General features: G+C 58.3%; 25 protein-coding genes and 1 pseudogene. 18 read left to right on the top strand and 8 right to left on the bottom strand.

Features of this window, described 5'->3' with window-relative positions; all coding sequences use genetic code 11:
* Nucleotides 1-46: 46 nt before the first annotated feature.
* The 3 genes from gltS to rph all read right to left on the bottom strand — a co-directional run bounded on the left by gltS (nucleotide 47) and on the right by rph (nucleotide 2,771).
* Nucleotides 47-1,255 carry a sodium/glutamate symporter gene (gene gltS, locus PMI22_RS25590; RefSeq protein ID WP_007943123.1) on the bottom strand — a complete coding sequence of 403 codons (1,209 nt, stop codon included), beginning with the start codon at nucleotides 1,253-1,255 and terminating at the stop codon, nucleotides 47-49.
* Between the two features lie 396 nt (nucleotides 1,256-1,651).
* Nucleotides 1,652-2,020 (bottom strand): DUF4870 domain-containing protein, encoded by a 369-nt coding sequence (locus tag PMI22_RS25595; protein ID WP_007943121.1) that lies wholly within the window; start codon nucleotides 2,018-2,020, stop codon nucleotides 1,652-1,654.
* A gap of 28 nt (nucleotides 2,021-2,048) precedes the next feature.
* Nucleotides 2,049-2,771 carry a ribonuclease PH gene (gene rph, locus PMI22_RS25600; protein WP_007943120.1) on the bottom strand — a complete coding sequence of 241 codons (723 nt, stop codon included), beginning with the start codon at nucleotides 2,769-2,771 and terminating at the stop codon, nucleotides 2,049-2,051.
* Nucleotides 2,772-3,040: 269 nt separating this feature from the next.
* Here rph and PMI22_RS25605 point away from each other — a divergent pair, with 269 nt between their 5' ends.
* The 6 genes from PMI22_RS25605 to PMI22_RS25630 all read left to right on the top strand — a co-directional run bounded on the left by PMI22_RS25605 (nucleotide 3,041) and on the right by PMI22_RS25630 (nucleotide 8,334).
* On the top strand, nucleotides 3,041-3,904 hold the full coding sequence (locus PMI22_RS25605) for a YicC/YloC family endoribonuclease (protein WP_007943119.1): 864 nt from the start codon (nucleotides 3,041-3,043) through the stop codon (nucleotides 3,902-3,904).
* Between the two features lie 12 nt (nucleotides 3,905-3,916).
* Entirely contained in the window at nucleotides 3,917-4,537 is a 621-nt protein-coding gene (gmk, locus tag PMI22_RS25610; RefSeq protein WP_007943118.1) for a guanylate kinase, read from the top strand.
* Nucleotides 4,538-4,704: 167 nt separating this feature from the next.
* Complete coding sequence (rpoZ, locus tag PMI22_RS25615; RefSeq protein ID WP_007894670.1) at nucleotides 4,705-4,968, top strand: DNA-directed RNA polymerase subunit omega; 264 nt, start codon at nucleotides 4,705-4,707, stop codon at nucleotides 4,966-4,968.
* Between the two features lie 57 nt (nucleotides 4,969-5,025).
* A complete protein-coding gene (spoT, locus tag PMI22_RS25620; protein ID WP_007943117.1) occupies nucleotides 5,026-7,131 on the top strand; it encodes a bifunctional GTP diphosphokinase/guanosine-3',5'-bis pyrophosphate 3'-pyrophosphohydrolase in 2,106 nt (701 codons plus the stop codon).
* Between the two features lie 24 nt (nucleotides 7,132-7,155).
* Entirely contained in the window at nucleotides 7,156-7,536 is a 381-nt protein-coding gene (locus tag PMI22_RS25625; protein ID WP_003229509.1) for a RidA family protein, read from the top strand.
* A 57-nt stretch (nucleotides 7,537-7,593) separates the two neighbouring features.
* Nucleotides 7,594-8,334: a hypothetical protein gene (locus PMI22_RS25630; RefSeq protein ID WP_007943116.1), complete on the top strand. Its 741-nt coding sequence runs from the start codon at nucleotides 7,594-7,596 to the stop codon at nucleotides 8,332-8,334.
* Between the two features lie 141 nt (nucleotides 8,335-8,475).
* Here the strand turns inward: PMI22_RS25630 and PMI22_RS25635 are convergent, their stop codons facing one another.
* Nucleotides 8,476-9,333, bottom strand: a complete 858-nt coding sequence (locus PMI22_RS25635) for an SDR family oxidoreductase (protein ID WP_007943115.1) — start codon at nucleotides 9,331-9,333, stop codon at nucleotides 8,476-8,478.
* Between the two features lie 189 nt (nucleotides 9,334-9,522).
* Here PMI22_RS25635 and exbB point away from each other — a divergent pair, with 189 nt between their 5' ends.
* The 6 genes from exbB (at nucleotide 9,523) to PMI22_RS25665 (ending at nucleotide 16,441) form a co-directional block, all read left to right on the top strand.
* The gene (exbB, locus tag PMI22_RS25640; RefSeq protein ID WP_007943114.1) at nucleotides 9,523-10,497 is read left to right on the top strand and encodes a tonB-system energizer ExbB; all 975 of its coding nucleotides are present in this window, start codon (nucleotides 9,523-9,525) and stop codon (nucleotides 10,495-10,497) included.
* Between the two features lie 6 nt (nucleotides 10,498-10,503).
* A complete protein-coding gene (gene exbD, locus PMI22_RS25645; RefSeq protein ID WP_007943113.1) occupies nucleotides 10,504-10,932 on the top strand; it encodes a TonB system transport protein ExbD in 429 nt (142 codons plus the stop codon).
* On the top strand, nucleotides 10,929-11,678 hold the full coding sequence (locus PMI22_RS25650) for a TonB family protein (RefSeq protein WP_007943112.1): 750 nt from the start codon (nucleotides 10,929-10,931) through the stop codon (nucleotides 11,676-11,678). The genes exbD and PMI22_RS25650 overlap by 4 nt, the downstream gene beginning before the upstream one ends.
* A 265-nt stretch (nucleotides 11,679-11,943) precedes the next feature.
* Nucleotides 11,944-12,873, top strand: a complete 930-nt coding sequence (locus tag PMI22_RS25655) for a hydrogen peroxide-inducible genes activator (RefSeq protein ID WP_007943111.1) — start codon at nucleotides 11,944-11,946, stop codon at nucleotides 12,871-12,873.
* Between the two features lie 9 nt (nucleotides 12,874-12,882).
* On the top strand, nucleotides 12,883-14,958 hold the full coding sequence (recG, locus tag PMI22_RS25660; protein WP_007943110.1) for an ATP-dependent DNA helicase RecG: 2,076 nt from the start codon (nucleotides 12,883-12,885) through the stop codon (nucleotides 14,956-14,958).
* A gap of 79 nt (nucleotides 14,959-15,037) precedes the next feature.
* Nucleotides 15,038-16,441, top strand: coding sequence for an aminoacyl-tRNA deacylase and HDOD domain-containing protein (locus tag PMI22_RS25665; RefSeq protein ID WP_007943109.1), 1,404 nt, complete (start codon nucleotides 15,038-15,040; stop codon nucleotides 16,439-16,441).
* Nucleotides 16,442-16,535: 94 nt separating this feature from the next.
* On the opposite strand, the gene PMI22_RS25670 is transcribed toward PMI22_RS25665, so the two are convergent.
* Complete coding sequence (locus PMI22_RS25670; protein ID WP_007943108.1) at nucleotides 16,536-16,925, bottom strand: hypothetical protein; 390 nt, start codon at nucleotides 16,923-16,925, stop codon at nucleotides 16,536-16,538.
* Nucleotides 16,926-17,450: 525 nt separating this feature from the next.
* Nucleotides 17,451-17,915 (bottom strand): annotated as a pseudogene (locus PMI22_RS25675) (type VI secretion system ImpA family N-terminal domain-containing protein); the annotation flags it as partial.
* Between the two features lie 2 nt (nucleotides 17,916-17,917).
* Here PMI22_RS25675 and PMI22_RS25680 point away from each other — a divergent pair.
* The 6 genes from PMI22_RS25680 (at nucleotide 17,918) to PMI22_RS25705 (ending at nucleotide 25,092) form a co-directional block, all read left to right on the top strand.
* Nucleotides 17,918-18,175: a hypothetical protein gene (locus PMI22_RS25680; RefSeq protein ID WP_007943106.1), complete on the top strand. Its 258-nt coding sequence runs from the start codon at nucleotides 17,918-17,920 to the stop codon at nucleotides 18,173-18,175.
* Nucleotides 18,176-18,625: 450 nt separating this feature from the next.
* Nucleotides 18,626-22,057 carry a type VI secretion system tip protein TssI/VgrG gene (tssI, locus tag PMI22_RS25685; protein WP_033048743.1) on the top strand — a complete coding sequence of 1,144 codons (3,432 nt, stop codon included), beginning with the start codon at nucleotides 18,626-18,628 and terminating at the stop codon, nucleotides 22,055-22,057.
* Nucleotides 22,050-22,718 (top strand): DUF2931 family protein, encoded by a 669-nt coding sequence (locus PMI22_RS25690; RefSeq protein ID WP_007943102.1) that lies wholly within the window; start codon nucleotides 22,050-22,052, stop codon nucleotides 22,716-22,718. Before tssI ends, PMI22_RS25690 begins: the two co-directional genes overlap by 8 nt.
* Nucleotides 22,705-23,409: a DUF2931 family protein gene (locus tag PMI22_RS25695; protein ID WP_007943101.1), complete on the top strand. Its 705-nt coding sequence runs from the start codon at nucleotides 22,705-22,707 to the stop codon at nucleotides 23,407-23,409. Before PMI22_RS25690 ends, PMI22_RS25695 begins: the two co-directional genes overlap by 14 nt.
* Nucleotides 23,410-23,795: 386 nt before the next feature.
* Entirely contained in the window at nucleotides 23,796-24,191 is a 396-nt protein-coding gene (locus PMI22_RS25700) for a DUF6124 family protein (RefSeq protein WP_007943100.1), read from the top strand.
* A gap of 382 nt (nucleotides 24,192-24,573) precedes the next feature.
* Nucleotides 24,574-25,092 carry an Hcp family type VI secretion system effector gene (locus PMI22_RS25705; RefSeq protein WP_007943099.1) on the top strand — a complete coding sequence of 173 codons (519 nt, stop codon included), beginning with the start codon at nucleotides 24,574-24,576 and terminating at the stop codon, nucleotides 25,090-25,092.
* A gap of 110 nt (nucleotides 25,093-25,202) precedes the next feature.
* Here PMI22_RS25705 and PMI22_RS25710 read toward each other — a convergent pair whose 3' ends face one another.
* Together PMI22_RS25710 and PMI22_RS25715 are read right to left on the bottom strand one after the other, a co-directional pair.
* Complete coding sequence (locus PMI22_RS25710) at nucleotides 25,203-25,478, bottom strand: HU family DNA-binding protein (RefSeq protein ID WP_003213368.1); 276 nt, start codon at nucleotides 25,476-25,478, stop codon at nucleotides 25,203-25,205.
* Nucleotides 25,479-25,670: 192 nt separating this feature from the next.
* The coding region (locus PMI22_RS25715) for an FAD-dependent oxidoreductase (RefSeq protein WP_007943098.1) at nucleotides 25,671-26,259 on the bottom strand (589 nt) is incomplete at its 5' end.

Below are 26,259 nucleotides of genomic sequence, written 5' to 3'. Positions count from 1 at the left end.
ATGCGCCAGTCGAAGGTGGGAACGCTCACTGAATGTGGCGCGCACCTCAAACAGCGACAAAGAACGGCAGCGCAAGGTACAACTTGATCACGATGACATTAATGATGTCGATGAAGAAAGCCCCCACCATTGGCACCACCAGGAACGCTATCTGCGAAGGTCCGTAGCGCTGTGTCACCGCTTGCATGTTCGCGATGGCCGTTGGCGTGGCACCCAGCCCGAAACCACAGTGCCCGGCCGCCAGTACCGCCGCATCGTAGTTACTACCCATGACCCTGAACGTCACGAAAATCGCAAACAGCGCCATGACCAACGTTTGCACCGCCAGAATGATGAAGAACGGTAAAGCCAGAGAGGCCAGATCCCACAGCTTGAGTGACATCAGAGCGATCGCCAGAAACAGCGACAAGCTGACATTTCCCAGCACCGAGACTTCACGTTCAAACACCTGATACAAGCCGAGCGCCGAAAGCCCGTTGCGTAAAACCACCCCCACGAACAAGACGCAAACGAAGGTCGGCAACTCAAATGCGGTCCCTTGCAGCAAGCCATTCAGAAGATTGCCGGCCATTAGACTTACAGCGATCAGAGCGAGGGTCTCGATAAACGAAAATGGCGTAATCGAGCGCTCTTTGTTCGGCTGTTCAAAACCTTTTGGCAACCGCGGTGCTTCCTGGCTGTGGCAGCCGGGCACCTGAACACGCTTGTTCAGCAGGCGCGCAACCGGACCACCAATCAAACCACCCAACACCAGGCCAAACGTCGCAGAAGCAATCGCAAGCTCAGAGGCGGAAGCCAAACCGTATTTCTCCCTGAATACCGCTCCCCATGCTGCGCCCGTACCGTGGCCGCCCGCCAAGGTGATCGAGCCCGTCAGTAGCCCCATCAATGGATCGAGCCCCAGCATTTTTGCGAGGCCAATGCCCATGGCATTCTGCACCACCAAAAGTCCGGTGACCGCCAGTAGGAATATCCCCACGACACGACCGCCCTTCTTCAGGCTGGCGAAGTCTGCACTCAAGCCGATGGTGGCGAAAAACGCCAACATCAAGGGAGTTTGCAGTGAAGTGTCGAAGCGGACTTCAATCTCCAGGGTTCGCAATACCAAGAGAACCAAGGCAACCACAAGGCCGCCGGCGACAGGTTCGGGGATATTGTAATTGCGCATAAAACCAACACGTGTAACAAGACCGCGCCCCAGCAAAAGCACTAAGGAGGCAGCCACAAGCGTTCCATAAAAATCGAGCTGAAACATTGGGATTATTCTTGGATATATATTCAGAGGCGAACTTTTTACCTGGGCAGGCCTCTTGAATCGGCTGAAGTTCTCAACACTGATTGCATTTAAATTCAAGGACCTTCGATGGCCTGAATATATCGAAATATTTCTGGAGGAATATTACTTAGGGCAACTTTATCAATCGCCAAGCCCCATTGCCAAGGACATAGCCAGTGTTGAGGCACTGCAGTTGTGACTAAAGATGTAAGAGCGATAGTTAATAAATACTTGTGACATCTGGTGATCGTAGATATCACCGACGGTACAGGCCGGGCAAATTAATTGTATTGCAAAAATACAAATGCCCTGACAAGTCAGGGCATTTGTTTTAGAGCGTGGATTGCTGAAACTTCCAATGTGGAAACCAGTTCGTTACTTGATCAGCCGCCAGGTGAACGGATACCGATAAGGAAAACCTTCATTGGCCTTCACACCCGCAATAATCGTCAGCACCAACGCGCCAATCGCCACCAGACCCAACAGGAAGAACCCGACAATCACCACCATCAGCAGGAAGCAGATGGCGGAGGCTATGGCGACGGTGATCTGAAAGTTCAGCGCCTCTTTACCTTGAGCATCAACGAACGGATCCATCTCGCGCTTCAACTGCCACAGAATCAGCGGGCCGATCAGCGTTCCGAACGGAATCCAGATCCCCAGCAAGGCGGACAAGTGACAAAACATCGCCCACTGCCGAGCTTCTTTGCTCGGGGTGGGAAGTACTTGCTGCTCATCACTCATAACGTCCTCCTTGTGTGGTTCCATCCGGTCAGTCGGCCAGTGCAGCCTTCTGCAGGTCGAAGATTTCGCTCATGCCTTTCTTCGCCAGCTCCAGCATGGCGTTCAGCTCTTCCGGCTGGAACGGCGCACCTTCGGCAGTGCCCTGGACTTCGATGAAACCGCCGGTGCTGGTCATCACCACGTTCAGATCGGTCTCGGCAGCCGAGTCTTCCAGGTAGTCGAGGTCAAGCACAGGCTCGCCCTGGTACATGCCCACGGAAACGGCAGCGATCATTTGCTTCAACGGGTCGCCGCCTTTGAGGCCGCCACGCTTCTTGATCACTTTCAAGGCATCGACCAGGGCAACCATCGCGCCAGTGATGGAAGCCGTGCGGGTGCCACCGTCAGCCTGGATCACGTCGCAGTCGACGTACAGGGTCACATCGCCGAGCTTGGACATGTCCAGCGAAGCGCGCAGGGAACGACCGATCAGACGCTGGATTTCCAGGGTGCGGCCGCCTTGCTTGCCACGGCTCGCTTCACGCTGGTTACGCTCACCGGTGGCGCGGGGCAGCATGCCGTATTCAGCAGTCAACCAGCCCTGGCCCTGGCCTTTGAGGAAACGCGGCACGCCGTTTTCGACGCTGACGGTGCAGATGACTTTGGTATCACCGAACTCGACCAGTACAGAACCCTCGGCGTGTTTGGTGTAGTTGCGGGTAATGCGGATCGAGCGGAGCTGATCGGCAGCGCGACCACTTGGACGTTTCATAGGGAATACCTGTACGGAGGACGGAAAACTGCCGAGCATTATAGAGCCGCCGGCCACGACTGGGCACTTCTAAAAAATTCGCCCGACGACCGAAGGCCCTGAACCACGCTTTGCCGACGGCCTGCAGCTCTTTGTGACAGCGTGTGTTTGGGCGCATCCGCCCCACTGAGCTACAATCCTGCGCCTTTGCTGCCTGTCGGCTTTCATTCACAGATATCGGGTCCGCGAAACCTTTGGTAACGCATCGACCCGACTTGCGAGGTACCCCCATGGTGCACAGCATGACCGCCTTCGCCCGCGTAGAAAAAGCCGGCACCCAAGGCACCCTGAGCTGGGAACTGCGCTCGGTCAACAGCCGCTACCTGGAGCCGCACTTGCGCCTGCCGGAATCCTTTCGCGACCTCGAAGGCGCCGTCCGCGAGGCGCTGCGCCAAGGCATCTCCCGGGGCAAGCTTGAATGCACCCTGCGCTTCACCGAGGAAAACACCGATAAACCGCTGCAAGTGGACCGCGAGCGCGCAGCGCAATTGGTCGCCGCCGCCGAGACAATCGCCAGCCTGATCAAAAATCCTGCGGCGCTCAACCCGCTGGAAGTGCTGGCCTGGCCGGGCGTGCTGGTGGGTGATGCCACCGACCCGCAAGCCTTGAATGCCGAAGCATTGGCGCTGTTCAACGAAGGCCTGAAAGAGCTCAAGGCTGGCCGCGAGCGCGAAGGCGCGGAGCTGGCACGGCTGATCAACGAGCGACTGACCTCCATTGAAGAAGACGTCGTCACCCTGCGCGAACTGGTTCCGCAGATGCTCGCCACCCAGCGCCAGAAAGTCCTCGACCGCTTCGCCGACATGAAGGCCGACCTGGACCCGCAGCGGCTGGAGCAGGAAATGGTCATGCTCGCGCAAAAGAGCGACGTCGCCGAAGAGCTGGATCGCCTGAGCACACATATCATCGAAGTTCGCCGGGTGCTCAAATCCGGCGGCGCTGCCGGTCGGCGCCTGGACTTCCTGATGCAGGAACTCAACCGCGAAGCCAACACACTGGGCTCCAAAGCCTTCGACCCGCGCAGCACCCAAGCGGCGGTCAACCTCAAAGTGTTGATCGAGCAGATGCGCGAACAAGTACAGAATATTGAGTAAGGCAAACCCGACATGACCCACAGCACCGGCACCCTGTACATCATTTCCGCCCCTTCGGGCGCGGGCAAGAGCAGCCTGGTCAAGGCCTTGACCGACGCAGATCAGGAGATCCGCGTCTCGGTCTCCCACACCACCCGCGCCATGCGCCCCGGTGAAGTGAACGGCGTGAATTATCACTTCGTCGACCGCAGCGACTTCGTGAAGATGATCGAGCACGGGGATTTCCTTGAGCGCGCCGAAGTGTTCGGCAATCTCTATGGCACTTCGCAAAGCCATTTGCAGCAGACGCTGGACGAAGGCCACGATCTGATTCTGGAGATCGACTGGCAGGGTGCGGAACAAGTGCGCAAGCTGATGCCACAGGCACGCTCGATCTTCATTCTGCCGCCGTCACTTCAAGCGTTGCACCAACGCCTGAACAATCGCGGCCAGGACAGCGAGGAGGTCATAAATGGCCGGATGCGCGAAGCCGTCAGCGAAATGAGCCACTACGTCGACTACGATTACCTGATCATCAACGACGATTTCGCCCACGCGCTGAGCGATTTGCAGGCGATATTCCGCGCCAATCAGCTGCATCAGAAGCGTCAGCAGCAGCGCAATGGAAAACTTTTGGCTGAATTGCTCGGCTAAACAGCACTTCCCAAAACCGCTGCAAGGGCTTTACATTGGCACTTGCAGCGCGTTGAAGAGCTTGGTCAAAAAATCAGCGCTTCCCTAATCGCTGGTGATTTTTTAAACTGTCGAGTCCGCTCGCCCACCCGGGCAGCGCGCATATTGCATTCGCTCCGAGGAATACCATGGCCCGCGTAACCGTTGAAGACTGCCTGAACCACGTGGAAAACCGTTTTGAACTGGTCATGCTGTCCACCAAGCGTGCCCGTCAACTGGCCACCGGCGGCAAAGAGCCACTGGTCCAGTGGGAAAACGACAAGCCTACCGTGGTAGCGCTGCGTGAAATCGCTGAAGGCCTGATGAGCTACGAGTTCATCGCCAATGCTGAAATCGTCGAAGACGAACCGCTGTTCGCAGCGTTCGAGGACGAGTCCAACGAGGCCGTCTAAGCCTATGCCTGGTCGACGTAGCACGGCGCGGGTTCACAGCGAACGGCAGGAGTTATCATGCCGAGCATAGACGCCCTCGCCGATCGCTTATCGGCCTACCTCGGCAAAGACCAGGTCAACCTGGTCCGCCGAGCGTATTTCTACGCCGAACAAGCCCACGACGGTCAACGCCGACGTAGCGGTGAGGCGTACGTCACGCATCCTCTTGCGGTGGCGAATATTCTTGCCGACATGCACATGGACCATCAGAGCCTGATGGCCGCGATGCTGCATGACGTGATCGAAGACACCGGTATTGCCAAAGAAGCGCTGCAAGCGCAGTTCGGCGAAACCGTGGCCGAACTGGTCGACGGGGTCAGCAAACTGACCCAGATGAACTTCGAGACCAAAGCCGAAGCCCAGGCCGAAAACTTCCAGAAAATGGCCATGGCCATGGCGCGCGACATTCGCGTGATTCTGGTCAAGCTCGCCGACCGCCTGCACAACATGCGCACGCTGGAAGTCCTGTCCGGTGAAAAACGCCGGCGGATCGCCAAGGAAACCCTGGAAATCTATGCGCCCATCGCCAACCGGCTGGGCATGCACGCCATCCGCATAGAATTCGAAGACCTCGGCTTCAAGGCCATGCACCCGATGCGTTCCGCGCGGATCAACCAGGCGGTCAAACGCGCCCGGGGCAACCGCAAGGAAATCGTCAACAAGATCGAAGAGTCCCTCAGCCACTGCCTGGCCATCGACGGCATTCAGGGCGAGGTCAGCGGTCGTCAGAAACACCTCTACGGCATCTACAAGAAAATGCGCGGCAAGCGTCGGGCCTTCAACGAGATCATGGACGTTTACGCGTTCCGGATCATCGTCGACAAGGTCGACACTTGCTACCGCGTGCTGGGTGCCGTGCATAATTTGTACAAACCGTTGCCGGGGCGCTTCAAGGATTACATCGCGATCCCCAAGGCCAACGGCTATCAGTCACTGCACACCACGCTGTTCGGCATGCACGGTGTTCCGATCGAGATCCAGATCCGCACCCGTGAAATGGAAGAGATGGCCAACAACGGCATCGCCGCCCATTGGCTGTACAAATCCAGCGGCGACGAGCAACCCAAAGGCACTCATGCCCGCGCCCGTCAGTGGGTAAAAGGCGTGCTGGAAATGCAGCAACGCGCCGGCAACTCGCTGGAATTCATCGAAAGCGTGAAGATCGACCTGTTCCCGGACGAGGTCTACGTGTTCACGCCCAAAGGCCGGATCATGGAGCTGCCCAAAGGCTCCACGGCGGTCGACTTCGCTTACGCGGTGCACACCGACGTGGGCAACAGCTGCATAGCCTGCCGGATCAATCGTCGTCTCGCACCGCTGTCCGAACCGCTGCAAAGCGGCTCCACGGTCGAGATCGTCAGCGCTCCCGGCGCACGGCCGAACCCGGCGTGGCTCAACTTCGTGGTCACCGGCAAGGCGCGAACGCACATCCGCCACGCGCTGAAACTGCAACGTCGCTCAGAGTCCATCAACCTCGGCGAACGCCTGCTGAACAAGGTGCTGAACGGTTTCGACAGCTCGCTGGAAAAAATCGCCGCCGAGCGCGTCAAGGCGATGCTCGCCGAGTACCGTCTGGAACTGATCGAAGACTTGCTCGAAGACATTGGCCTGGGCAATCGCATGGCTTACGTGGTCGCCCGCCGCCTGCTCGGCGAAGGCGAACAGTTGCCAAGCCCGGAAGGCCCGCTGGCAATCCGCGGCACCGAAGGCCTGGTGCTCAGTTACGCCAAGTGCTGCACGCCGATCCCGGGCGACCCGATTGTCGGTCACCTGTCCGCCGGCAAAGGCATGGTGGTGCACCTGGACAACTGCCGCAACATCAGCGAAATCCGCCACAACCCGGAAAAATGCATCCAGCTCTCGTGGGCCAAGGATGTCACCGGCGAATTCAACGTCGAACTGCGTGTCGAGCTGGAACACCAGCGCGGCCTGATCGCGCTGCTGGCCAGCAGCGTCAACGCGGCCGACGGCAATATCGAAAAAATCAGCATGGACGAACGCGATGGTCGCATCAGCGTGGTCCAACTGGTGGTCAGCGTGCACGACCGCGTGCACCTGGCCCGCGTGATCAAGAAACTGCGTGCCCTGACCGGGGTGATTCGCATCACCCGCATGCGTGCGTAAAGCCCACCCTACAAGGAGTCATTCATGACCAAGACTGTTATCACCAGCGACAAGGCCCCGGCCGCCATCGGTACTTACTCCCAGGCGATCAAGGCTGGCAACACCGTTTACATGTCGGGTCAAATTCCTCTGGACCCAAAAACCATGGAGCTGGTTGAAGGCTTCGAAGCCCAGACCGTCCAGGTGTTCGAGAACCTCAAAGCCGTGGCCGAAGCTGCTGGTGGTTCGTTCAAAGACATCGTCAAACTGAACATCTTCCTCACCGACCTGAGCCACTTCGCCAAGGTCAACGAGATCATGGGCAAGTACTTTGACCAGCCTTACCCTGCCCGCGCTGCCATCGGCGTAGCGGCCCTGCCAAAGGGTTCGCAGGTTGAGATGGATGCCATTCTGGTCATCGAGTAATACGTCCGGCGCAGTCCTCTAATGGCTGCGCCGATCCTGCCTTGAAAGGATTCCACCATGCGCCATGCGCTAGCTCTCTCGCTGGTCGCCCTGTTCTTGGGCGGTTGTGCCAGTAACCCTGCCGACCGTGATATCAGCGGCACCTGGATCAATCAGGTGGCAATCGATGCCGCTGCCAAAGGCGGTCCCCTGCGCGAAGCGCTCCAGGCCTATGGTCCGAACCTGGAATGGGACATCAACACCAAAGCCGGTCAGGCCCGCTACACCAATGGTTTTGAAAACGTCGACGGCAAGCTGCTGGGCGAAAAATCCGGCGCATGGAAAATTGATTTTTACGGCAGCTCCGGCAGCGAACTGAAACGTGACGGCAAGCAACTGAGCCAGTCCGAAACCGAGAACGAGTCGGAGCAGGTTTTCGACCGCGCGCAGGTCCAGGTACCGGAGGGCGCACCGATTGGCGCGAGCTTCGAACGTGCGCTGTACACGGCCTACATGGGCGGCAGCTGGAAAGTTCTCAACGGCAATGGCGAAGGCGGCACGGTCCAGTTTCAAGCTGACGGCCAAGTGATTGGCCTGCCCGGCGCTGACCGCTATGCCCTGTGCCTGGCGGGCGACTGCGCCTCCATGAGCGGTGGCAACGACAGCCTGTGGTTACAACTGAACGGCCAAGGTAGCCCATGGATTTTTGCCCGCAAAGGCAAAGAGCTGGAAATTTTCCAGGCAGTCAACACAGCCCAGCAGGATGAACAGCCGACCTACATGCCGGGTGATCGCAAGTGGTTGCTCGAAAAGCAGTAACCCGTCCTTAAGGCCAACGCAAAACCAATGTGGGAGTGAGCCTGCTCGCGATAGCGGAGTATCAGTCGACATCAATTTTGACTGTTACTCCGCTATCGCGAGCAGGCTCGCTCCCACATTTTGTTTTGGGGTGTTTGGAAGTCAGTCGCGACCTTCGAGAATCGCGGCATAGCCTTCGCGATAGCTTGGGTACTTCGGCGTCCAGCCCAAGGCCTTTGCCCGGGCATTGCTGCAACGCTTGCTGCCCGTACGCCGCACGGTCGCATCGTCATCCCACTCCGTCACACCCAGATACTCACGCAACCAGCCCACCACTTCCGCCAACGGTGCGGGGGCGTCGTCGACGCCAATGTAGATGTCATCCAGCGTCTCACCCCGACGATCCGCCTCAAGCAAATACGCCATCAATCCCGCCGCGTCGTCGGCGTGAATGCGATTGCCGTACAAAGGCGGATCTACGGCCACGCGATACCCTCGCCGCACCTGCGTCAGCAACCACTCGCGACCCGGACCGTAAATGCCGGTCAAGCGCACGATGCTCGCCGGGATGCCGCTTTCGAGTGCGACCTGCTCGGCCTCCAGCATCAACCGACCTGAATAACCTGCGGGAACGGTGGGCGAGGATTCGTCGACCCACTCGCCATCCTGCTGGCCATACACACTGCTGCTGGAAACAAACAGCAGTCGATCCGGCACCTGCCCGTAATCGTCCAGCCACTCCAGCACATGCTTCAACCCCTGCACATAAGCGGCGCGATATCCGGCTTCATCGTGGTCGGTGGCCGCCGCGCAATACACCAGGTAATCCACCGCGCCGACTGGCCAGGTCTCTGGACAGTCCTCGTTGAACAAATCGCCGGCAACGCCAATGACGCCCTCGGGCAAGCGTGAGACGTCACGTCTCAGGCCATGAACCTCCCACCCCAAAGCCACCAATTGCGTGGCCAGACGACTGCCGACATCACCGCAACCGGCGATCAAAACTGAGGGCGTGGACATCAGAAAACTCCCATCGGAAAGAGACAGACTAGCGCCAGCAATGGACGAGCGGCTAGCAATGCAAGAAAAAAAGAGACTCTATTACTTTTGTTAACAAGAATTACTTGCAATAATGCACGCCACTTTTGTTCTCGGCCTCACGAGGTCTGGAAGAACATTAACCGTCTTTTTCTCTCAGGTCCGGCCAGCATGACACGCAATCAATTCTCCGCTTCGCCAACCAAACGCCCTCGCGCCTGGCATGCAGTGGCTGCTCTGTTGCTCAGTCTGATGCTGGCACCGACCGCCGCTTTCGCTGACGCACAAGCGCCCGCCACACCAGCCACCGCCGTGGCTCCAGCGCCAGCCGATCCTGCCGTTGTCGCCCCAGTCGCCACTCCTGCCGCCACTGATCCGGCTCAAGCTGTTGCTGCTGAAGACGTTCCTGAGGTGCTCGAAGCCGACAACACCTTGGGCATGGCCCACGACCTGTCGCCATGGGGCATGTATCAGAATGCCGACATCATCGTAAAAATCGTGATGATCGGTCTGGCCATCGCCTCGATCATCACGTGGACCATCTGGATCGCCAAGGGTCTTGAGCTGATGGGCGCCAAGCGTCGTCTGCGCAGCGAAATCGTCCACCTGAAAAAAGCCACCACACTTAAAGAAGCCAGCGCTTCGGCAACCAAGGAAGGCACCCTCGCCAACCTGCTGGTCCACGACGCCCTGGAAGAAATGCGCCTGTCGGTCAACAGCCGCGAGAAAGAAGGCATCAAGGAACGTGTTGCGTTCCGCCTTGAGCGCCTGGTGGCGGCCTGCGGTCGCAACATGAGCAGCGGCACCGGCGTTCTCGCCACCATCGGTTCCACCGCGCCGTTCGTGGGTCTGTTCGGTACCGTGTGGGGCATCATGAACAGCTTCATCGGCATCGCCAAAACCCAGACCACCAACCTCGCTGTCGTGGCTCCCGGCATCGCCGAAGCCCTGCTGGCGACGGCGCTGGGTCTGGTTGCAGCGATCCCTGCCGTGGTGATCTACAACGTCTTCGCCCGCTCAATCGCAGGTTATAAGGCACAAGTCTCCGACGCCTCGGCTGAAGTCCTGCTGCTGGTCAGCCGTGACCTCGATCACCTGCCGACCGCTGAGCGCTCCACGCAACCGCACATGGTCAAAGTAGGGTAATCCGCCATGGGCTTGCATTTGAAAGAAGGCGCAGACGACGATCTGGCCGAGAACCACGAAATCAACGTCACGCCGTTTATCGACGTGATGTTGGTGCTGTTGATTATCTTCATGGTGGCCGCCCCGCTGGCCACCGTGGACATCAAGGTCGACCTGCCCGCCTCCACCGCCAAGCCGGCACCACGCCCTGAAAAGCCGGTGTTCCTCAGCGTCAAGGCTGACCAGCGCCTGTTCCTCGGCGAAGACGAAGTGAAAGCCGAAGCACTCGGCGCCACACTCGATGTCAAGACTCAGGGCAAGAAAGACACGACGATCTTCTTCCAGGCCGACAAAGGCGTGGATTACGGCGACCTGATGAGCGTGATGGATAACCTGCGTTCTGCCGGTTACCTGAAGGTGGGTCTGGTCGGGCTCGAGTCGGCAGTCAAGAAATGATCACGACGCGCCATAAGCTGACGCGTTACAGCGGGAGCCTGGCCGTGGTGCTGGGCGTTCACGCACTGGCCATCGCGCTGGCACTGAACTGGTCCTCGCACCCGCCGATCGAATTGCCGCCGCAGGCCATGATGGTCGAGTTGGCGCCGGTTCCGGCACCGCCACCGCCCGCTCCGCCAAAGGTCATTACGCCGCCGCAGCCTCCGGCCCCGGTGGAAGAGCTGCCGATCCCGAAACTGGCTGAAGCGCCCAAGGCCGAGATTGCCGTGCCCAAGCCGGTCAAACCCAAGCCCAAGCCGCAACCGCCCAAGCCTGTGGAGAAAAAGCCGGAGCCGCCGAAGGAGAAGCCGTCCGAGGAGAAACCGAGCGAGGCGCCACCGACCAATGCGCCGACGGAGAAATCCGCACAACCGGCACCGGGTCCATCCGCCGCGCAGCAAGCCGCCAAGGCCAGCTGGCAAGGCACTCTGCTCGCTCACCTGGCCAAGTACAAGAAGTACCCGGCCAGTGCGCAGGCGCGGGGCAAGGAAGGCATGAACCGCCTGCGCTTCGTAGTGGATGCCGAAGGTAACGTGTTGTCGTTCGAGCTGGTGGGCGCCTCTGGTACTGCCGATCTGGACCGGGCCACCCTGGAAATGATCCGCCGCGCCCAGCCACTGCCCAAGCCACCGGCCGACATGCTGACCAACGGCGCCATCGAAATCGTTGCACCGTTTGTTTACTCACTGGAAAAACGCCGGCGTTAAGTCACCGACAAACCCAAGTGGGAGCGAGCCTGCTCGCGAAGAGGCCATTACATTCAACATCTTCGTTGACTGTTACACCGCCTTCGCGAGCAGGCTCGCTCCCACAGGGTCATACAGCAGCCATAAAGGCACCGAAAGGTGCCTTTCGTGTATCTGGCAACGGCAAACACGCATTACCCGGTGTCACTCAGCACACTCACTCTGATAACGTGCGTCTATCGATTGCAGCCGTTATGCTTGGCGCGCAACTACATGGACGCTTGCTATGACTCTGACAGAATTACGCTACATCGTTACCCTCGCCCAAGAGCAGCATTTCGGCCACGCGGCCGAGCGTTGCCACGTCAGTCAACCGACCCTGTCGGTAGGCGTGAAAAAGCTTGAAGACGAACTCGGTGTGCTGATTTTCGAGCGCAGCAAAAGTGCCGTGCGCCTGACCCCGGTCGGTGAAGGCATCGTGGCCCAGGCGCAGAAAGTCCTGGAGCAAGCCCAAGGCATCCGCGAACTCGCCCAGGCTGGCAAGAACCAGCTGACCGCCCCGCTGAAAGTCGGCGCGATCTACACCGTCGGTCCGTACCTGTTTCCGCACCTGATTCCACAACTGCACCGGGTCGCCCCGCAGATGCCGTTGTACATCGAAGAAAACTTCACCCACGTGCTGCGCGACAAACTGCGCAACGGCGAGCTCGACGCAATCATCATCGCCCTGCCGTTCAACGAAGCCGACGTCCTGACCCTGCAGCTCTATGACGAGCCGTTCTACGTCCTGATGCCGGCCCAGCACCCGTGGACGCAAAAAGACTCCATCGACGCCAGCCTGCTCAACGACAAGAGCTTGCTGTTGCTCGGCGAAGGCCACTGCTTCCGCGATCAAGTGCTGGAAGCCTGCCCGACCCTGGCCAAAGGCACCGACGGCGCCAAGCACACCACGGTGGAGTCCAGCTCCCTGGAAACCATCCGCCACATGGTCGCCTCGGGCCTCGGCATCTCGATCCTGCCGCTGTCGGCCGTCGACAGCCATCACTACGCCCCCGGCATCATCGAAGTGCGCCCACTGACACCACCGGTGCCGTTCCGCACCGTGGCCATCGCCTGGCGCGCCAGCTTCCCGCGCCCCAAAGCCATCGAGATCCTCGCTGACTCCATTCGCCTGTGCTCGGTGGCCAAGCCGTCCGCGCCGGTTGTTGCGGCTTAAGTCGCTGTCATGAGCGAGTTGTCGCAAGTGTCGGTGACGGCACTCAAGGGTGTCGGCGAGGCCATGGCCGAGAAGCTGGCCAAGGTCGGTCTGGAGAACCTTCAGGACGTGCTGTTCCACCTGCCGCTGCGCTATCAGGACCGCACCCGTGTGGTCCCGATTGGCCATTTGCGACCGGGGCAAGACGCCGTGATCGAAGGCACCGTCAGCGGCGCCGACGTGGTTATGGGCCGTCGCCGCAGCCTCGTCGTGCGCCTGCAAGACGGCACCGGCGGGCTCAGCCTGCGCTTCTACCATTTCAGCAACGCGCAGAAAGAAGGCCTCAAACGCGGCACGCGGATTCGCTGCTACGGCGAAGCGCGGCCCGGTGCCTCCGGGCTGGAAATCTATCACCCGGAATACCGCGCCATCACCGGCGACGAACCACCGCCGGTGGATGAAACCCTGACCCCGGTGTACCCGCTCACCGAAGGCCTGACCCAACAGCGTTTGCGCCAACTATGCATGCAAACCCTGACGATGCTCAGCCCCACCAGCCTGCCCGACTGGCTGCCGACCGAACTGGCGCGCGACTACCAACTCGCGCCGCTGGCCGATGCCATCCGCTACTTGCATCACCCGCCCGCCGATGCCGACGTCGACGAACTCGCCCTCGGTCATCACTGGGCGCAGCACCGTCTGGCCTTCGAAGAACTGCTGACCCACCAACTGTCCCAGCAGCGCCTGCGCGAGAGCATGCGTTCCCTGCGCGCACCGGCGATGCCGAAAGCCACCCGGTTGCCGTCCAGGTACCTGGCCAATCTGGGCTTCGCACCGACCGGCGCACAACAACGGGTCGGCAACGAAATCGCCTACGACCTGAGCCAGCACGAGCCGATGCTGCGCCTGATTCAGGGCGACGTCGGTGCGGGCAAAACCGTGGTCGCCGCCCTCGCCGCACTTCAGGCACTGGAAGCCGGTTACCAGGTCGCGTTGATGGCGCCCACCGAGATCCTCGCCGAGCAGCACTTCATCACCTTCAAACGCTGGCTCGAACCACTGGGCATCGAAGTCGCGTGGCTGGCCGGCAAGCTCAAGGGCAAGAACCGCGTGGCCGCACTGGAACAGATTGCCAGCGGCACGCCGATGGTGGTCGGCACACACGCACTGTTCCAGGACGAAGTGCAGTTCAAGAACCTGGCGCTGGTGATCATCGACGAACAACACCGCTTCGGCGTGCAGCAGCGCCTGGCGTTACGCCAGAAAGGCGTCGGCGGACGGATGTGTCCGCACCAGTTGATCATGACCGCCACACCGATTCCGCGCACGCTGGCCATGAGCGCCTACGCCGACCTCGACACCTCGATCCTCGATGAACTGCCGCCCGGTCGCACGCCGGTCAACACCGTGTTGATCACCGATACGCGGCGCGTGGAAGTCATTGAACGGGTGCGCGGTGCCTGCGCCGAAGGGCGTCAGGCCTATTGGGTGTGCACGCTGATTGAAGAGTCGGAAGAGCTGACCTGTCAGGCCGCCGAGACCACCTATGAAGACCTCACCGCCGCCCTCGGCGAGTTGAAGGTCGGGTTGATTCACGGGCGCATGAAGCCGGTGGAAAAAGCCGCCGTGATGGCCGAGTTCAAAGCCGGCAACCTGCAACTGCTGGTCGCCACCACCGTGATCGAAGTCGGTGTCGACGTGCCGAACGCCAGCCTGATGATCATCGAAAACCCCGAACGCCTCGGCCTCGCGCAATTGCACCAGTTACGCGGCCGTGTCGGTCGCGGCAGCGCCGCCAGCCATTGCGTGCTGCTCTACCATCCGCCGCTGTCGCAAATCGGTCGCCAGCGCCTCGGTATCATGCGTGAAACCAATGACGGTTTTGTCATCGCCGAAAAAGACCTCGAACTGCGCGGCCCCGGTGAAATGCTCGGTACTCGCCAGACCGGCCTGCTGCAATTCAAGGTCGCCGACCTGATGCGTGACGCCGATCTATTGCCCGCCGTACGCGACGCCGCCCAAGCGTTGCTGGAGCGCTGGCCGGACCATGTCAGCCCATTGCTCGACCGCTGGCTGCGCCATGGGCAGCAATACGGACAAGTGTGAGCATCGACATAAGTAGTGGACCATACCGTTAAACAAGCTGGTTATACTCCCGCAAACTGTTTCAATACGGATACAGACGATGACTGAAGCTGCCCTCGCCCCGGAAACAACCTTGCACGCTCCGTCTGTTATTCGGCTGCTGCTGGGCAAACTGGGCATTGCCTACGAAGAAGTACTGGACCGCCACGGCCTGAAGGCCTCGCGCAAAGTGCAGGCCGTTCTGGTGGAAGACGCGGTCGGTGCCTTGATGGTGCTGTTCCCGCAGAGCCAATTGCTGGACCTCAATCGCCTCGCCGAACTGACCGGCCGCCACCTCACCGCCGTGCCGACTGAACGCCTGGTAAAAATGCTCGGCAAACACAGCCTGAGCCTGCTGCCCGGCCTGCCGGCGCTGACCACGTCGCCGTGCCTCTACGAAGAAAGCCTGCTGCGCGAACCGAAGTTGCTGATCAACTCGGGCGAGCCGGGGCTGCTGCTGGAAATCACCAGCGAAGACTTCAAAACCATGCTGACCAAGGCCAGCGCCGCCAACTTCGGCGAGAACCTGACCAGCATCCGCCCGAACCTCGACCGCCCCAACGATGACCGCAAGGAAATCACCCAGGCCGTCCAGGCCTTCACCGCGCGGCGCATCCAGCAACGCCTGGAAGAGACCATCGAGATTCCGCCGCTGGCCGAGACCGCGCAGAAAATCATCAAACTGCGCGTCGACCCCGATGCCACCATTGACGACATCACCGGCGTGGTCGAAACCGACCCGGCGCTGGCTGCCCAAGTCGTGAGCTGGGCCGGGTCACCGTACTACGCCTCGCCGGGCAAGATTCGTTCGGTAGAAGACGCGATTGTGCGGGTACTGGGTTTCGACCTGGTGATCAACCTCGCGCTGGGCCTGGCCTTGGGCAAAACCCTGAGCCTGCCCAAAGACCACCCACAACACGCCACACCGTACTGGCAGCAATCGATCTACACCGCCGCCGTCATCGAGGGCCTGACCCGCGCCATGCCGCGCGCCCAGCGCCCGGAAGCCGGCCTGACCTACCTCGCCGGCCTGCTGCACAACTTCGGCTACTTGCTGTTGGCCCACGTCTTCCCGCCGCACTTCTCGCTGATCTGCCGCCACCTGGAAGTCAACCAGCACCTGTGCCACAGCTACGTGGAGCAACACCTGCTCGGCATCAGCCGCGAACAGATCGGCGCGTGGCTGATGCGCCACTGGGACATGCCGGAAGAACTGGCTGTCGCCCTGCGCTTCCAGCACGACCCGCATTACGATGGCCCGTTCGCCGAATACCCGAACCTCGTGTGCCTGACCGTGCGCCTGCTACGCGCTCGCGGCATCGGCTCCGGTCCGGATGAGGACATCCCCGACGCCCTGCTCGAACGCGTTGGTTTGACCCGCGACAAGGCTAACGACGTGGTCACAAAAGTACTTGAGGCTGAAGTGCTGCTGCGTGAACTGGCTTCGCAGTTTAGTCAGGCCTAAAAGCATCACGGGCAAGCCCGTTCCCACAGGATGAAAGTGATCCCTGTGGGAGCGGCCTTGCCCGCGATGAATCCAACTCGGTGTACCTGCCCAGTCAAACCTTGGCGGTAGCCTTTGCCTTCCTAGGCTTCAAATACTTGGTCAGCCCCTGAAACCAGATCACCAACGCCGGATTCCCCTTGATCTGAATCGACTTGTCCTGAATCCCCGTCATAAACGCCAACTGCTTGTTCTTCGCCTGCATCGTGGCAAAGCCATACGCCGCATCTTTAAACGCAATCGCAAACGCCGGCTCGGCATACACGCCCGACTTGCTGGTAATCCGCTGGTCCTTCACAAAGAAATGCCGCGACACCTTCCCGTCCAGGGTCTGCAACTGAAACACCAATTCCTTGTCACCCAACTGCTGCTGAAACGCAGGATTAGTCCGGCTGGCCTTACCCATCAACAAACCCAGCATCCACAGAAGAAAACGAAATTTCATGCGCACAGCCTCAAGAGAAAAATGAACGGCCGGCGCAGTGTAGCGACTTCGGACGATAACGACAGCATCGCGTTACGTTAGAAGAAGATGGCGCGCTTTTTGACGCTGATGACTACCAAGTCATTGACGAAACGCGCGTGTTTAGAAGCGTGGAAAATTTCGTCTTTCTACGTTCGACGCTATCGGAAGTTTCCTTCAACATGCGGGGGTGTTCGTGAACTAGGCAGCGTTGCGCTCGGCCGATAGTCTTTGTTGGTCGCCGCAAAATCGGTGACACGGACGTGCAAGTCCGGCGGGATACACAATGGTTATGGCAATTCATCGAGCATTTTCCTATGCTCGCGAACCGTTATGGCAGTTGTGTATGGGAGATCTTCGGGTCTGCCGGGAATCCCGCTCGGTCTTGCACACCTATGCACAGCTGCCACCTCTTTCGAAGTGCAAGCGAAACGGTGTCGGCTCTTTAATTACGGGATATACACCTTTGATCAAGCCAACACCGAATCCACCAGAACACGAAGACACCTCAAGGTGTGAGACCAGCCACCGGAACATCGGCAACTGCTCTTTGATCGCGACGTTTTCAGTGAGCACCTGCTCAAGACGCGGCACCAGCCAACTGATGGCTGCTGCGCGGGTGCGGGCCTTGCTCGGGTAAACTTCGGCCCAATGGCATTCGCACAGGTAGTGCAGCAGACTGAGACCGGCCAGCAAGCCTTGAAAGGATTCACGCTGGTACAAGGCCCAGGTCAGCCAGGCACCGACCCGCAAATCCTTGGACTGGGTACGCAGCAAGTTTTCGCTGATTTCACAGATTTTCAGCCAGTCGATCTGACCGCTTTCGTGCATGGACGAAGCTTTCGCCAGCTCGCTTTCCAGAGCCTCGTATTCGCCCGAAAAGCGAACGTCCTCGCCCGCGAAATTCTCTTTGGAAACAGAGACTTTTGCGAGTTCAAGGTAATGCGCGGAAAGTTTGCTTGAGTAGGACATCCATGGCCTTTATTCAGGATTACGGTCAAACGCCCATTGAACATTTTCAGCGGCGCGGGACAGTATCGAAGAGCTACGAAAAGTCTCATCCAATTGAGATCGTGCTCTTACAAAGTGGGCGCATCGTACTCACGATGATGGCCACTAGCAAGCACCCGATTAAACAACAAGACGAAGTGATGTTTATTGCCGCAGGAGATCTCCCTAAAGGGATAGGGGTATCCCCTACTGTTGATTTAATATTTAAGCCATCATCTTAAGCCTCTGAAACACCTGATATAGAGCTGTCCGCAGAACATCAGGCAAGCTTTTGGCTGCAAGGCTCCATGGGAAGGCGTGCAGCATGCCAACAATTAGCAAGGATTAATGTAGGAGCATTCCGAAATGTTTCCGATATTTTTGAGCAGCGAGGCGAAACAATAGAAGCGCAAAAAAAGCGCCATCGCTTTGATGGCACTTTGGGCTTGAGTAGTTACTGAAATTATTCACTACATCTTGTAATGGCAGGAACTTCGCTTGTAATAGCACTGCAATATTCTGAAATACGGAAGTTTCAGACAATGCTTCCAGCCGCGCCCTACATCATCCCGTTTAATGCGTTGTTAGCGTGCCAGACATTGACGCTAGCTCAGGCCCGGCAAAGGCTCTGGCAACGCGACTTATGCCCTCCTCAGCTCAAGGACGAGCTCACGAAGCAAAAGGACAAGCGAATGTTCGCACTGGCCAATGCCGCTCACTTCACCTTGGTGATCCCAGCGGTTCGCAATGACTTCAAGGTGCTCGCCTTTGAAGGCACCGAAACCATCAGCGCCTTGTATTCAGTCAACGTCGATCTGGTCAGCGAGTACCCGGATATCGATCTGGAAAGCCTGCTCAACCAACCTGCTTTTTTGCGATTCGGCCTTAACGGCGAAGGCATTCATGGACATATCGCGGGGGTGTCCATGGGCGATGCCGGCAAGCGCCTGACCCGCTATCGCATGACCCTGGTGCCGGCGCTGCACTACTTGCAGTTCAGCCACGATCAACGGATTTTCCAGCGCCAGACAGTGCCGCAAATCATCGAAAAGGTACTCAAGGGGCATGGCATCCAGGCCGATGCGTTTACCTTCCACGTCAGAACGAGTCCCGAGCGCGAATACTGCACCCAATACCGGGAAAATGATTTTGAGTTCGTCCGCAGGCTGTGCGCCGAGGACGGCATTACCTGGCACCATCAGCATTCCCCGGAAGGTCATTTGCTGGTGTTCACCGAGGACCAGACCTTCTTTCCCAAACTGGGAGAAACCCCCTATCAGCAAGACTCCGGCATGGTCGCGGAGCATCCCGTTGTCAGCCGGTTATCCATGGGTTTCAGCACCCGCTCCAGCAAGGTTACCCGGCGACACTACGACCTGAAACGCCCGAGCCTTTTACTGGAAAGTCGCTTCACCGCCGAGTTCAGCCCTGAGCTTGAAGACTATGGTTACCCAGTATTTTTCGAGAGTGAAAAACTCGGCAAGCAGCTTGCCCGACAGACGCTGGAACGACACCGGGCCGATTACCAATTGGCCGAGGGCGAAAGCGATCAACCTGGTCTGCGCAGCGGCCACTTTTTCACTCTGATGGATCACCCACGCGATACGTACAACGACCTATGGCTGCTGCTCAGCGTTACCCATCGTGGAAAGCAGCCTCAGGTGCTCGAAGAGTCATTCACCACCACTGAACCTGAGGACGGATTTACCCAGGGCTATCGCAACAGCTTCAGTGCGATTCCATGGGATGTGTTTTATCGACCACCGATGCCGACACAACGAGCGCCGCTTGTCTGCCAGACCGCCCGCGTCACCGGGCCGGCAGGCGAAGAGATCTACTGCGATGAATATGGCCGCGTCAAAGTCGAATTTCATTGGGACCGGGCTGAGCTCGACAGCGAAAAAAGCAGTTGCTGGGTTCGGGTTTCCTCCGGTTGGGCGGGGGATTATTTCGGTGCGGTGACCATTCCGCGTATCGGCATGGAAGTCGTGGTCACCTTCCTCGAAGGCAATCCCGACCATCCCTTAATAACCGGCTGCGTACCGAACAAGGTCATGCCCACGCCCTACCACTTGCCCGAAAACAAAACCAGAACCGTACTGCGCAGCCACAGCTCCCCTCGTACAGGCGGTTACAACGAACTGTCAATTGAAGACCGCGCCGGGCAGGAGTTGATCTACCTGCGGGCGCAGCGGGATCTGGAGCAGAAGGTCGAGAACGACAGCCGATTGGAAGTGGGCAACGAACGTCGGGAAAACATCAAGGGCAACAGCATCGTGGTGCTCGGGGCTGAAGAACATCACACGGTTACGGAGGATCGCAAGACTCAGCTCAAGGCCAGTGACTATCTGCAGATTGCAGCAAGCAGCTACACCCGAGTCGGCGAAGCGCTGGTGGTTGAGGCTGGCGAGCACGTTCATATCAAGGCCGGCGCCAGTCTGGTGCTGGACGCAGGCGCCAGCATCACGTTGAAGGCCGGTGGTCACCACATCGTGATCGATGCGGACGGGGTTTTCAGCAGTAGCGAAATTGAGGTGGGAGGGTCGCCGGGGGCGGGGATGGCGGTGCATGCGTTGTTGCCGGGGACAGTGGCGGGGTTGTTGGCGCCTGTCGTGCCTGCGTCATTGGAAGAGGATGAGTTGGAGGAGGAAGAGGAGGAAGTCGAAGAAGAAGGGATTACTTTGCGGATTGGGGTGTTCTTTGATGGTACGGGAAACAACAAAGCCAACAGCGAAACCGTGGCGGCATGTTATTCACCGGACGCCAATCTGGCTGAGGCCGCCGAAGAAATACAAAAGCATTGCGCGGCTTACGGGTACGACGGCAACGGGAGCTCGCCGGACAATAGTTATGGGAATGATGTGAGCAATATTGTCCGGCTTTACAAACTGTATGAAGACCGAGCGGACGAAACGCTGTTGCCAGAAGCAACGACGACCTCAATCGCCATTTATGTCGATGGCATCGGGACCACGAGCGGTGGTGACGACTCTCGTTACACCCAAGCAACAGGGCGGCTGGGCGAAACAAGTGTGGTTGCCCGAGTCAAACAGAGTCCAGCGTTAATAATGGAACAGATACGCCGACTGGATGAGGCGAATCCAGAGATGAAAATTGATCGGATTGAATTCGATATTTTCGGCTTCAGTCGAGGTGCGGCAGCGGCGCGGCACTTTACAAACGAATTGCTAAACGGCGAACACAGCATTCTCGCGGAATCACTGCCGGCCGGCTCGCCGATCTTGTCCAGCAACTTCAACTGGCGCCTCAAAACTGATGTCATCATCAATTTCATCGGCCTGTTCGATACTGTCGCATCGATCGCCAACCCATGGTTGCTCGACTTCACTGGAACCAACAGCAGAAACCCCGGCGTCAATCTCAAACTCCCGGATGACTGCGCAAAAAAGGTTGTTCACTTGGTCGCTCGAGACGAAGTCCGTGAAAATTTCGCCCTTAACAGCCTCGGTGAAACAGATCTGGTTTTGCCCGGCGCGCACTCGGATCTCGGCGGCGGCTATTTGCCAATAGCCAAGGAAAAACTCCTGCTGGGTAGGCCCTCTACAAGCACCGTGAGCGAGAGCATGGATGCTACCCGCAGTGGTGCTTATCTTTCCGCCGAAAAAGAGGCATTCACTTGGTATGAAAAAGGTGTAATCGACTTCGACGGTCCGGGTAACGAAATCAAAGTGTCGTGCTGGGAAAGACCGTTACCCCTATCAAGAGAGCGAGGTAAACCCAATACCGATCCAGAAAAGAAGGTTTTTGCAGCGGCCGCCATTGAACGCCCGGTGCGTGGCGAACTGTCGCTGGTGTATTTACGGATCATGCGTGAGCTGGCAGTGAGACACGGTGTGCCGTTTGACAACATCGATGCCAATGACCCGAAACTGGCTCTGCCTGACGAACTGGAACCCATCCACAAAAAGTTACAGGCATATGCCCTTGGCGAAACGACGGTCGAGGGATTGACGGTTCAAGAAAGAACGATGTTGCGCAGTCGCTACATCCACCTGTCCGCTGACTGGAATGCTGCCAAAGGTTTCAACAGCAGCGACTTGGACATTGTTTTTATCAACCGGCCCGCAAAAAACAACCAACGTGTGGTGCACCCCAATGAGTAGCTCGACACTTTTCTCCACAAAATGTGCAGGATTACTTTTAGGGTTGCTGCTTTTCGACTGCACGCAATGCTTCGCGCAATCGAATAAAGACCTACCTTGGTTCCTGGGATTTTCTGCACCAGCTTATATGGAAGTCTGGATTGAAACTGCTGACGTGGTGGATATACAGGATCGGGTATTTCGAGGTGCCGGAGGTGGTATCGCCTCTGTGCCAAAGCCCCCGAATAATCAAGGCACAGCCAGAGGGTGGGTCAGCAGTAATGGTGGTGGGAAGGGGCGCCATGTCACTGGTGCTGACTTGCCACGGTTGATTTATGTGCGCTGGCAGTCGCTGGCCGAACCACAAACCTATGAGGCCTACATCGTCATCTCCGACTCAGCGCGAGAGATCATGCGCAAATCTCAAAGAGCCTTTTGCAGGGCTGACGGTAAGTGGATCACCGACTATCGCGACGACATTGGCATTGGTCTGGCGCCAGGCGGAATCGCTAAAGTCTGGCTCGGAGGCCCCTGCTTGAAGTCGGTCGAGATTGCTCGGGTAGAAGGGACCGTAAACCCTAGAGGACCTTATGAAGGTAAGTCCGGCGGCAAGCATCGCCCCTTGTCTGAAACATCCAAGGCTTACATAGAAAGGTTCGGGATTCCTTATGGCTCTTGGTGACAACTGTATCGCGGCTTCGCCGACCAGCAAGTCAGGCTGGCCAATCAAAAAATGCGCAGGGCTGCTGGTCGGACTGATCTTGGCTGGCTGCTCGCTAAGCTTCGCGCAATTGGACAAAAAGTTACCTTGGTTCCTGGGATTTTCTGCACCAGCTTATATGGAGGTCTGGATTGAAACTGCTGACGTGGTGGATATACAGGAGCGAGTATTCCGAGGTGCGGGAGGTGGTATCGCCTCTGTGCCAAAGCCCCCGAATAACCAAGGCACTGCCAAAGGCTGGGTCAGCAGTAACGGCGCAGGTAAGGGCAGGTATGTCACTGGAGCCGATTTGCCCCGTTTGATCTACGTACGGTGGCAATCGTTGGCCGAACCGCAAACCTATGAGGCCTACATTGTCATTCCAGAATCCGCACGGGAAATTATGCGCAAACCTGAAAAGGCTTTTTGCCGCTTTGGCGCCGAATGGATTACCGAATCCCGTGACAACATCGGCATTGGTTTGGCTCCAGGTGGCATTGCCAAGGTCTGGCTTGGTGGTGCCTGCCTGGAAGCTATCGAAGTAATGCGGATAGAAGGAACAATTAACCCGAGAGGCCCATATGAAGGCAAATCCGGTGGCAAGCATCGGCCCCTGTCGGAAATATCCAAAACCTACATAGAAAACTTCGGTATCCCCTATGGAAGTTGGTAAAGAAGGCCAGTATTTCCACTAATTAAACACACCCGACAACGCCTGTTTAAAACTCATCAAGGTTACGTCCTGCAAGCTACAACACCTTGCGCCGTTGCCTACGGCTACGCCAGAATCCGCCGGCTTGTGCGCCTTTAGGCCGGTCGGTAATTTGGTTCCTGTCACTGATCGTCAGTGATCGGGTTTAGTCGCTCGCTGGTAATTGAAGTTGCACAAGCTTCCGTCAGACAGGTATCTCAGACCTGCATTTGATGGTGGCTGTGCGCAGGGCACCTTCGGGTGCGCCGGCTTCTTCAATTCCCCGGTCCGACTAACCTGCGTACAGCTGCCACCCCCTTCGTTTAGTCGGCGAAGTGGTGTCAGCATCACATAAGGAATTGAAGATCATGTTCAAGGTCACACCCAACCCACCGGACACCGATCCGGTCTCCCCCTACGAAAGCCCCGACTCAAACAAACTCAACGACGCCGCCGAGCGCGCCCTCGACCATCACTTCCCGCCAGCCAAACCGAAACCACCCAAACGCAACGGCCAGCTCTTCAGCGTTTGCCCGGATATCAACACTGATGCACTGCTCGCCAACGCTTCGGAAGACTCTCGGTCCATCAGCGCCATCGCCGCCGACCTCGCCGACAATGTGGACGGCCCACAACGCTCCGTAGCCCTGGCGCTCAGCCGCATGGCCGATGGCGTGCATTTGTTGGTCGAACGAGCGCTGGACGATCTGGATGAGCCGGAAATGGCGGCGATTCTCGCCAGGAAACACAGCCGAGTCAGCTAATCCGCCACTCATAAAAAATGGGCACCCAACCTCGTTGGAGTGCCCATTTTTTTTGCCCACCGCTTCATGTCGCCTCAATGCCATGATGCGCAAGAAGTTGCGCAATCAAACTGTTCAAAGTCGACAAAATAACGCTACAGGCCTTGAAATTAAAGGCTTACAGCCAAGCGCGCAGGAAGTTGCGCAGCGGTGCGCAACTTCTTGCGCACCCTCGAACCTGCTCCTTCGAATAACGAGAAAAACATCCTACAGATCAGAATTACTCATTCTTGATTTATAGGCAGTTTCCCCGACATGGTACGAAGCTTGACATGTGCAAGGGCCCCGGCAGGCGATATCGCCTTCCCGGGCACTCTTAATTTTTTTAGCAAGGAGCTCATCCATGGCAACACCAGCGTACATGTCCGTCACTGGCGAAAAACAAGGACTGATCACCGCCGGCGCATTCACCGCCGATTCGGTTGGCAACACCTACCAGGAAGGCCACGAAGACCAGGTCATGGTTCAGGCTTTCAGCCACGACGTGATCATCCCGCGTGATCCGCAATCCGGCCAGCCAACCGGTCAGCGCGTTCACAAGCCAGTGGTTATCACCAAGGTCTACGACAAGTCCTCGCCACTGCTGCAAGCGGCCCTGACTTCCGGCGAGCGCATGAGCGAAATCGTTATCCAGTGGTACCGCACTTCGGCTCAAGGTACCCAAGAGCACTACTACACCACCAAACTGGAAGACGCGATCATCGTCGCCATCAACAACAAGATGCACAACTGCCAGGACCCGTCGAACTCGCACTTCACGCACCTGGAAGAAGTGCAGTTCACCTACCGCAAAATCACCTGGACGCACGAAGTATCCGGTACTTCGGGTTCCGATGACTGGCGGTCCCCGGTCGTCGGCTAACGCCAGGCTGACGTTGCATTGCGGTCCCCCATAAAAAATGGGCACCCGATTCAATCGGTATGCCCATTTTTCAATCCGGTTCTCCCAGTGATTCTGGAAATTCGCCGCGATTATGGATTAACGCTGTCTTTCAACGATTTGCCTGGCTTGAACGCAACAGTGTTGCTGGCCTTGATTTTGACGGGCTCACCGGTTTGCGGGTTTTTGCCGGTGCGGGCACCGCGGTGGCGTTGCAGGAAGGTACCGAAGCCCACCAGCGTGACGCTGTCTTTGCGATGCAGAGCGCCGGTGATTTCTTCGAGAACGGCGTTGAGTACGCGGTTGGCCTGTTCTTTGGTGAGGTCTGCTTTTTCAGCAATGGCTGCGGCGAGTTCTGGTTTACGCATTTAGTGAAGCCCCTTTGACGGTTTTTTGTTGTTATGTCCGTGCTGTTCTCGTTGGAACAGCGCCCAAGGTGCCGCAGTGCTCTACTCTGCGGCAGACGGGAGTGAGGATGGCACGCACGGAAGAGCCGCGCCAGTATCGGCGCGTGCTTTGTAGGGGCAAAAGCGGGGTGATTCCGACAGAACGACCGCTATTTACGCCAGCAGTGCCGGAAGCTCTTTGTTGAGGGCCAGTTTTTCCATAACGGCGGTGCCAGTCAGGGCATAACCGAGCAGTTTTCCGCTGGCATCGCGGCATAACACTTTGATGTCGGCGCCCTGCCCTTCGACCGTCCAGACGCCCTCGCTGCCCCGTGGTGGCGGTGATACCACCAACGGACACACCGGGGTTTTCACGGTGATCGGCATCGGGCCGTAGCTCACTGGCGTAGCGTTTCCAGCCAGCGTCTGGGCCAGCGCTCTGGCACAACTCATCAGCGGCATGACGTACAGCAGATTGAGCCCGTCGACCTCGGCGCAGTCGCCCAGCGCGTAGATATTGTCATGGGAGGTTTTCAGGTGACGGTCGACCACCACGCCACGGTTGACCTGCACACCGGCTGCGGCCGCCAAATCGATACGCGGGCGCAGGCCAATGGCCGAGACCACCACGTCGCAAGGGATCACCTGACCATCGGACAGATGCGCTTCCAGGCCATCCGTCACGCGCTGCAAGCGATTGAGCACCGGGCCGAGGTGAAACCGGGCACCGAGGCTTTCCAGCCCGTCCTGAACGGCGGCCGCC

It is taken from the genome of Pseudomonas sp. GM21 (assembly GCF_000282215.1).
Taxonomy (GTDB): domain Bacteria; phylum Pseudomonadota; class Gammaproteobacteria; order Pseudomonadales; family Pseudomonadaceae; genus Aquipseudomonas.
Note: the sequence above shows the minus strand (reverse complement) of the source record. Positions and strands in the feature narration are given on the sequence as shown.

Coding starts and splice junctions, on each gene's coding strand:
- gltS (WP_007943123.1), bottom strand. CDS start 1,255: ATGTTTCAGCTCGATTTTTATGGAACGCTTGTGGCTGCCTCCTTAGTG.
- PMI22_RS25595 (WP_007943121.1), bottom strand. CDS start 2,020: ATGAGTGATGAGCAGCAAGTACTTCCCACCCCGAGCAAAGAAGCTCGG.
- rph (WP_007943120.1), bottom strand. CDS start 2,771: ATGAAACGTCCAAGTGGTCGCGCTGCCGATCAGCTCCGCTCGATCCGC.
- PMI22_RS25605 (WP_007943119.1), top strand. CDS start 3,041: ATGGTGCACAGCATGACCGCCTTCGCCCGCGTAGAAAAAGCCGGCACC.
- gmk (WP_007943118.1), top strand. CDS start 3,917: ATGACCCACAGCACCGGCACCCTGTACATCATTTCCGCCCCTTCGGGC.
- rpoZ (WP_007894670.1), top strand. CDS start 4,705: ATGGCCCGCGTAACCGTTGAAGACTGCCTGAACCACGTGGAAAACCGT.
- spoT (WP_007943117.1), top strand. CDS start 5,026: ATGCCGAGCATAGACGCCCTCGCCGATCGCTTATCGGCCTACCTCGGC.
- PMI22_RS25625 (WP_003229509.1), top strand. CDS start 7,156: ATGACCAAGACTGTTATCACCAGCGACAAGGCCCCGGCCGCCATCGGT.
- PMI22_RS25630 (WP_007943116.1), top strand. CDS start 7,594: ATGCGCCATGCGCTAGCTCTCTCGCTGGTCGCCCTGTTCTTGGGCGGT.
- PMI22_RS25635 (WP_007943115.1), bottom strand. CDS start 9,333: ATGTCCACGCCCTCAGTTTTGATCGCCGGTTGCGGTGATGTCGGCAGT.
- exbB (WP_007943114.1), top strand. CDS start 9,523: ATGACACGCAATCAATTCTCCGCTTCGCCAACCAAACGCCCTCGCGCC.
- exbD (WP_007943113.1), top strand. CDS start 10,504: ATGGGCTTGCATTTGAAAGAAGGCGCAGACGACGATCTGGCCGAGAAC.
- PMI22_RS25650 (WP_007943112.1), top strand. CDS start 10,929: ATGATCACGACGCGCCATAAGCTGACGCGTTACAGCGGGAGCCTGGCC.
- PMI22_RS25655 (WP_007943111.1), top strand. CDS start 11,944: ATGACTCTGACAGAATTACGCTACATCGTTACCCTCGCCCAAGAGCAG.
- recG (WP_007943110.1), top strand. CDS start 12,883: ATGAGCGAGTTGTCGCAAGTGTCGGTGACGGCACTCAAGGGTGTCGGC.
- PMI22_RS25665 (WP_007943109.1), top strand. CDS start 15,038: ATGACTGAAGCTGCCCTCGCCCCGGAAACAACCTTGCACGCTCCGTCT.
- PMI22_RS25670 (WP_007943108.1), bottom strand. CDS start 16,925: ATGAAATTTCGTTTTCTTCTGTGGATGCTGGGTTTGTTGATGGGTAAG.
- PMI22_RS25680 (WP_007943106.1), top strand. CDS start 17,918: ATGGCCTTTATTCAGGATTACGGTCAAACGCCCATTGAACATTTTCAG.
- tssI (WP_033048743.1), top strand. CDS start 18,626: ATGTTCGCACTGGCCAATGCCGCTCACTTCACCTTGGTGATCCCAGCG.
- PMI22_RS25690 (WP_007943102.1), top strand. CDS start 22,050: ATGAGTAGCTCGACACTTTTCTCCACAAAATGTGCAGGATTACTTTTA.
- PMI22_RS25695 (WP_007943101.1), top strand. CDS start 22,705: ATGGCTCTTGGTGACAACTGTATCGCGGCTTCGCCGACCAGCAAGTCA.
- PMI22_RS25700 (WP_007943100.1), top strand. CDS start 23,796: ATGTTCAAGGTCACACCCAACCCACCGGACACCGATCCGGTCTCCCCC.
- PMI22_RS25705 (WP_007943099.1), top strand. CDS start 24,574: ATGGCAACACCAGCGTACATGTCCGTCACTGGCGAAAAACAAGGACTG.
- PMI22_RS25710 (WP_003213368.1), bottom strand. CDS start 25,478: ATGCGTAAACCAGAACTCGCCGCAGCCATTGCTGAAAAAGCAGACCTC.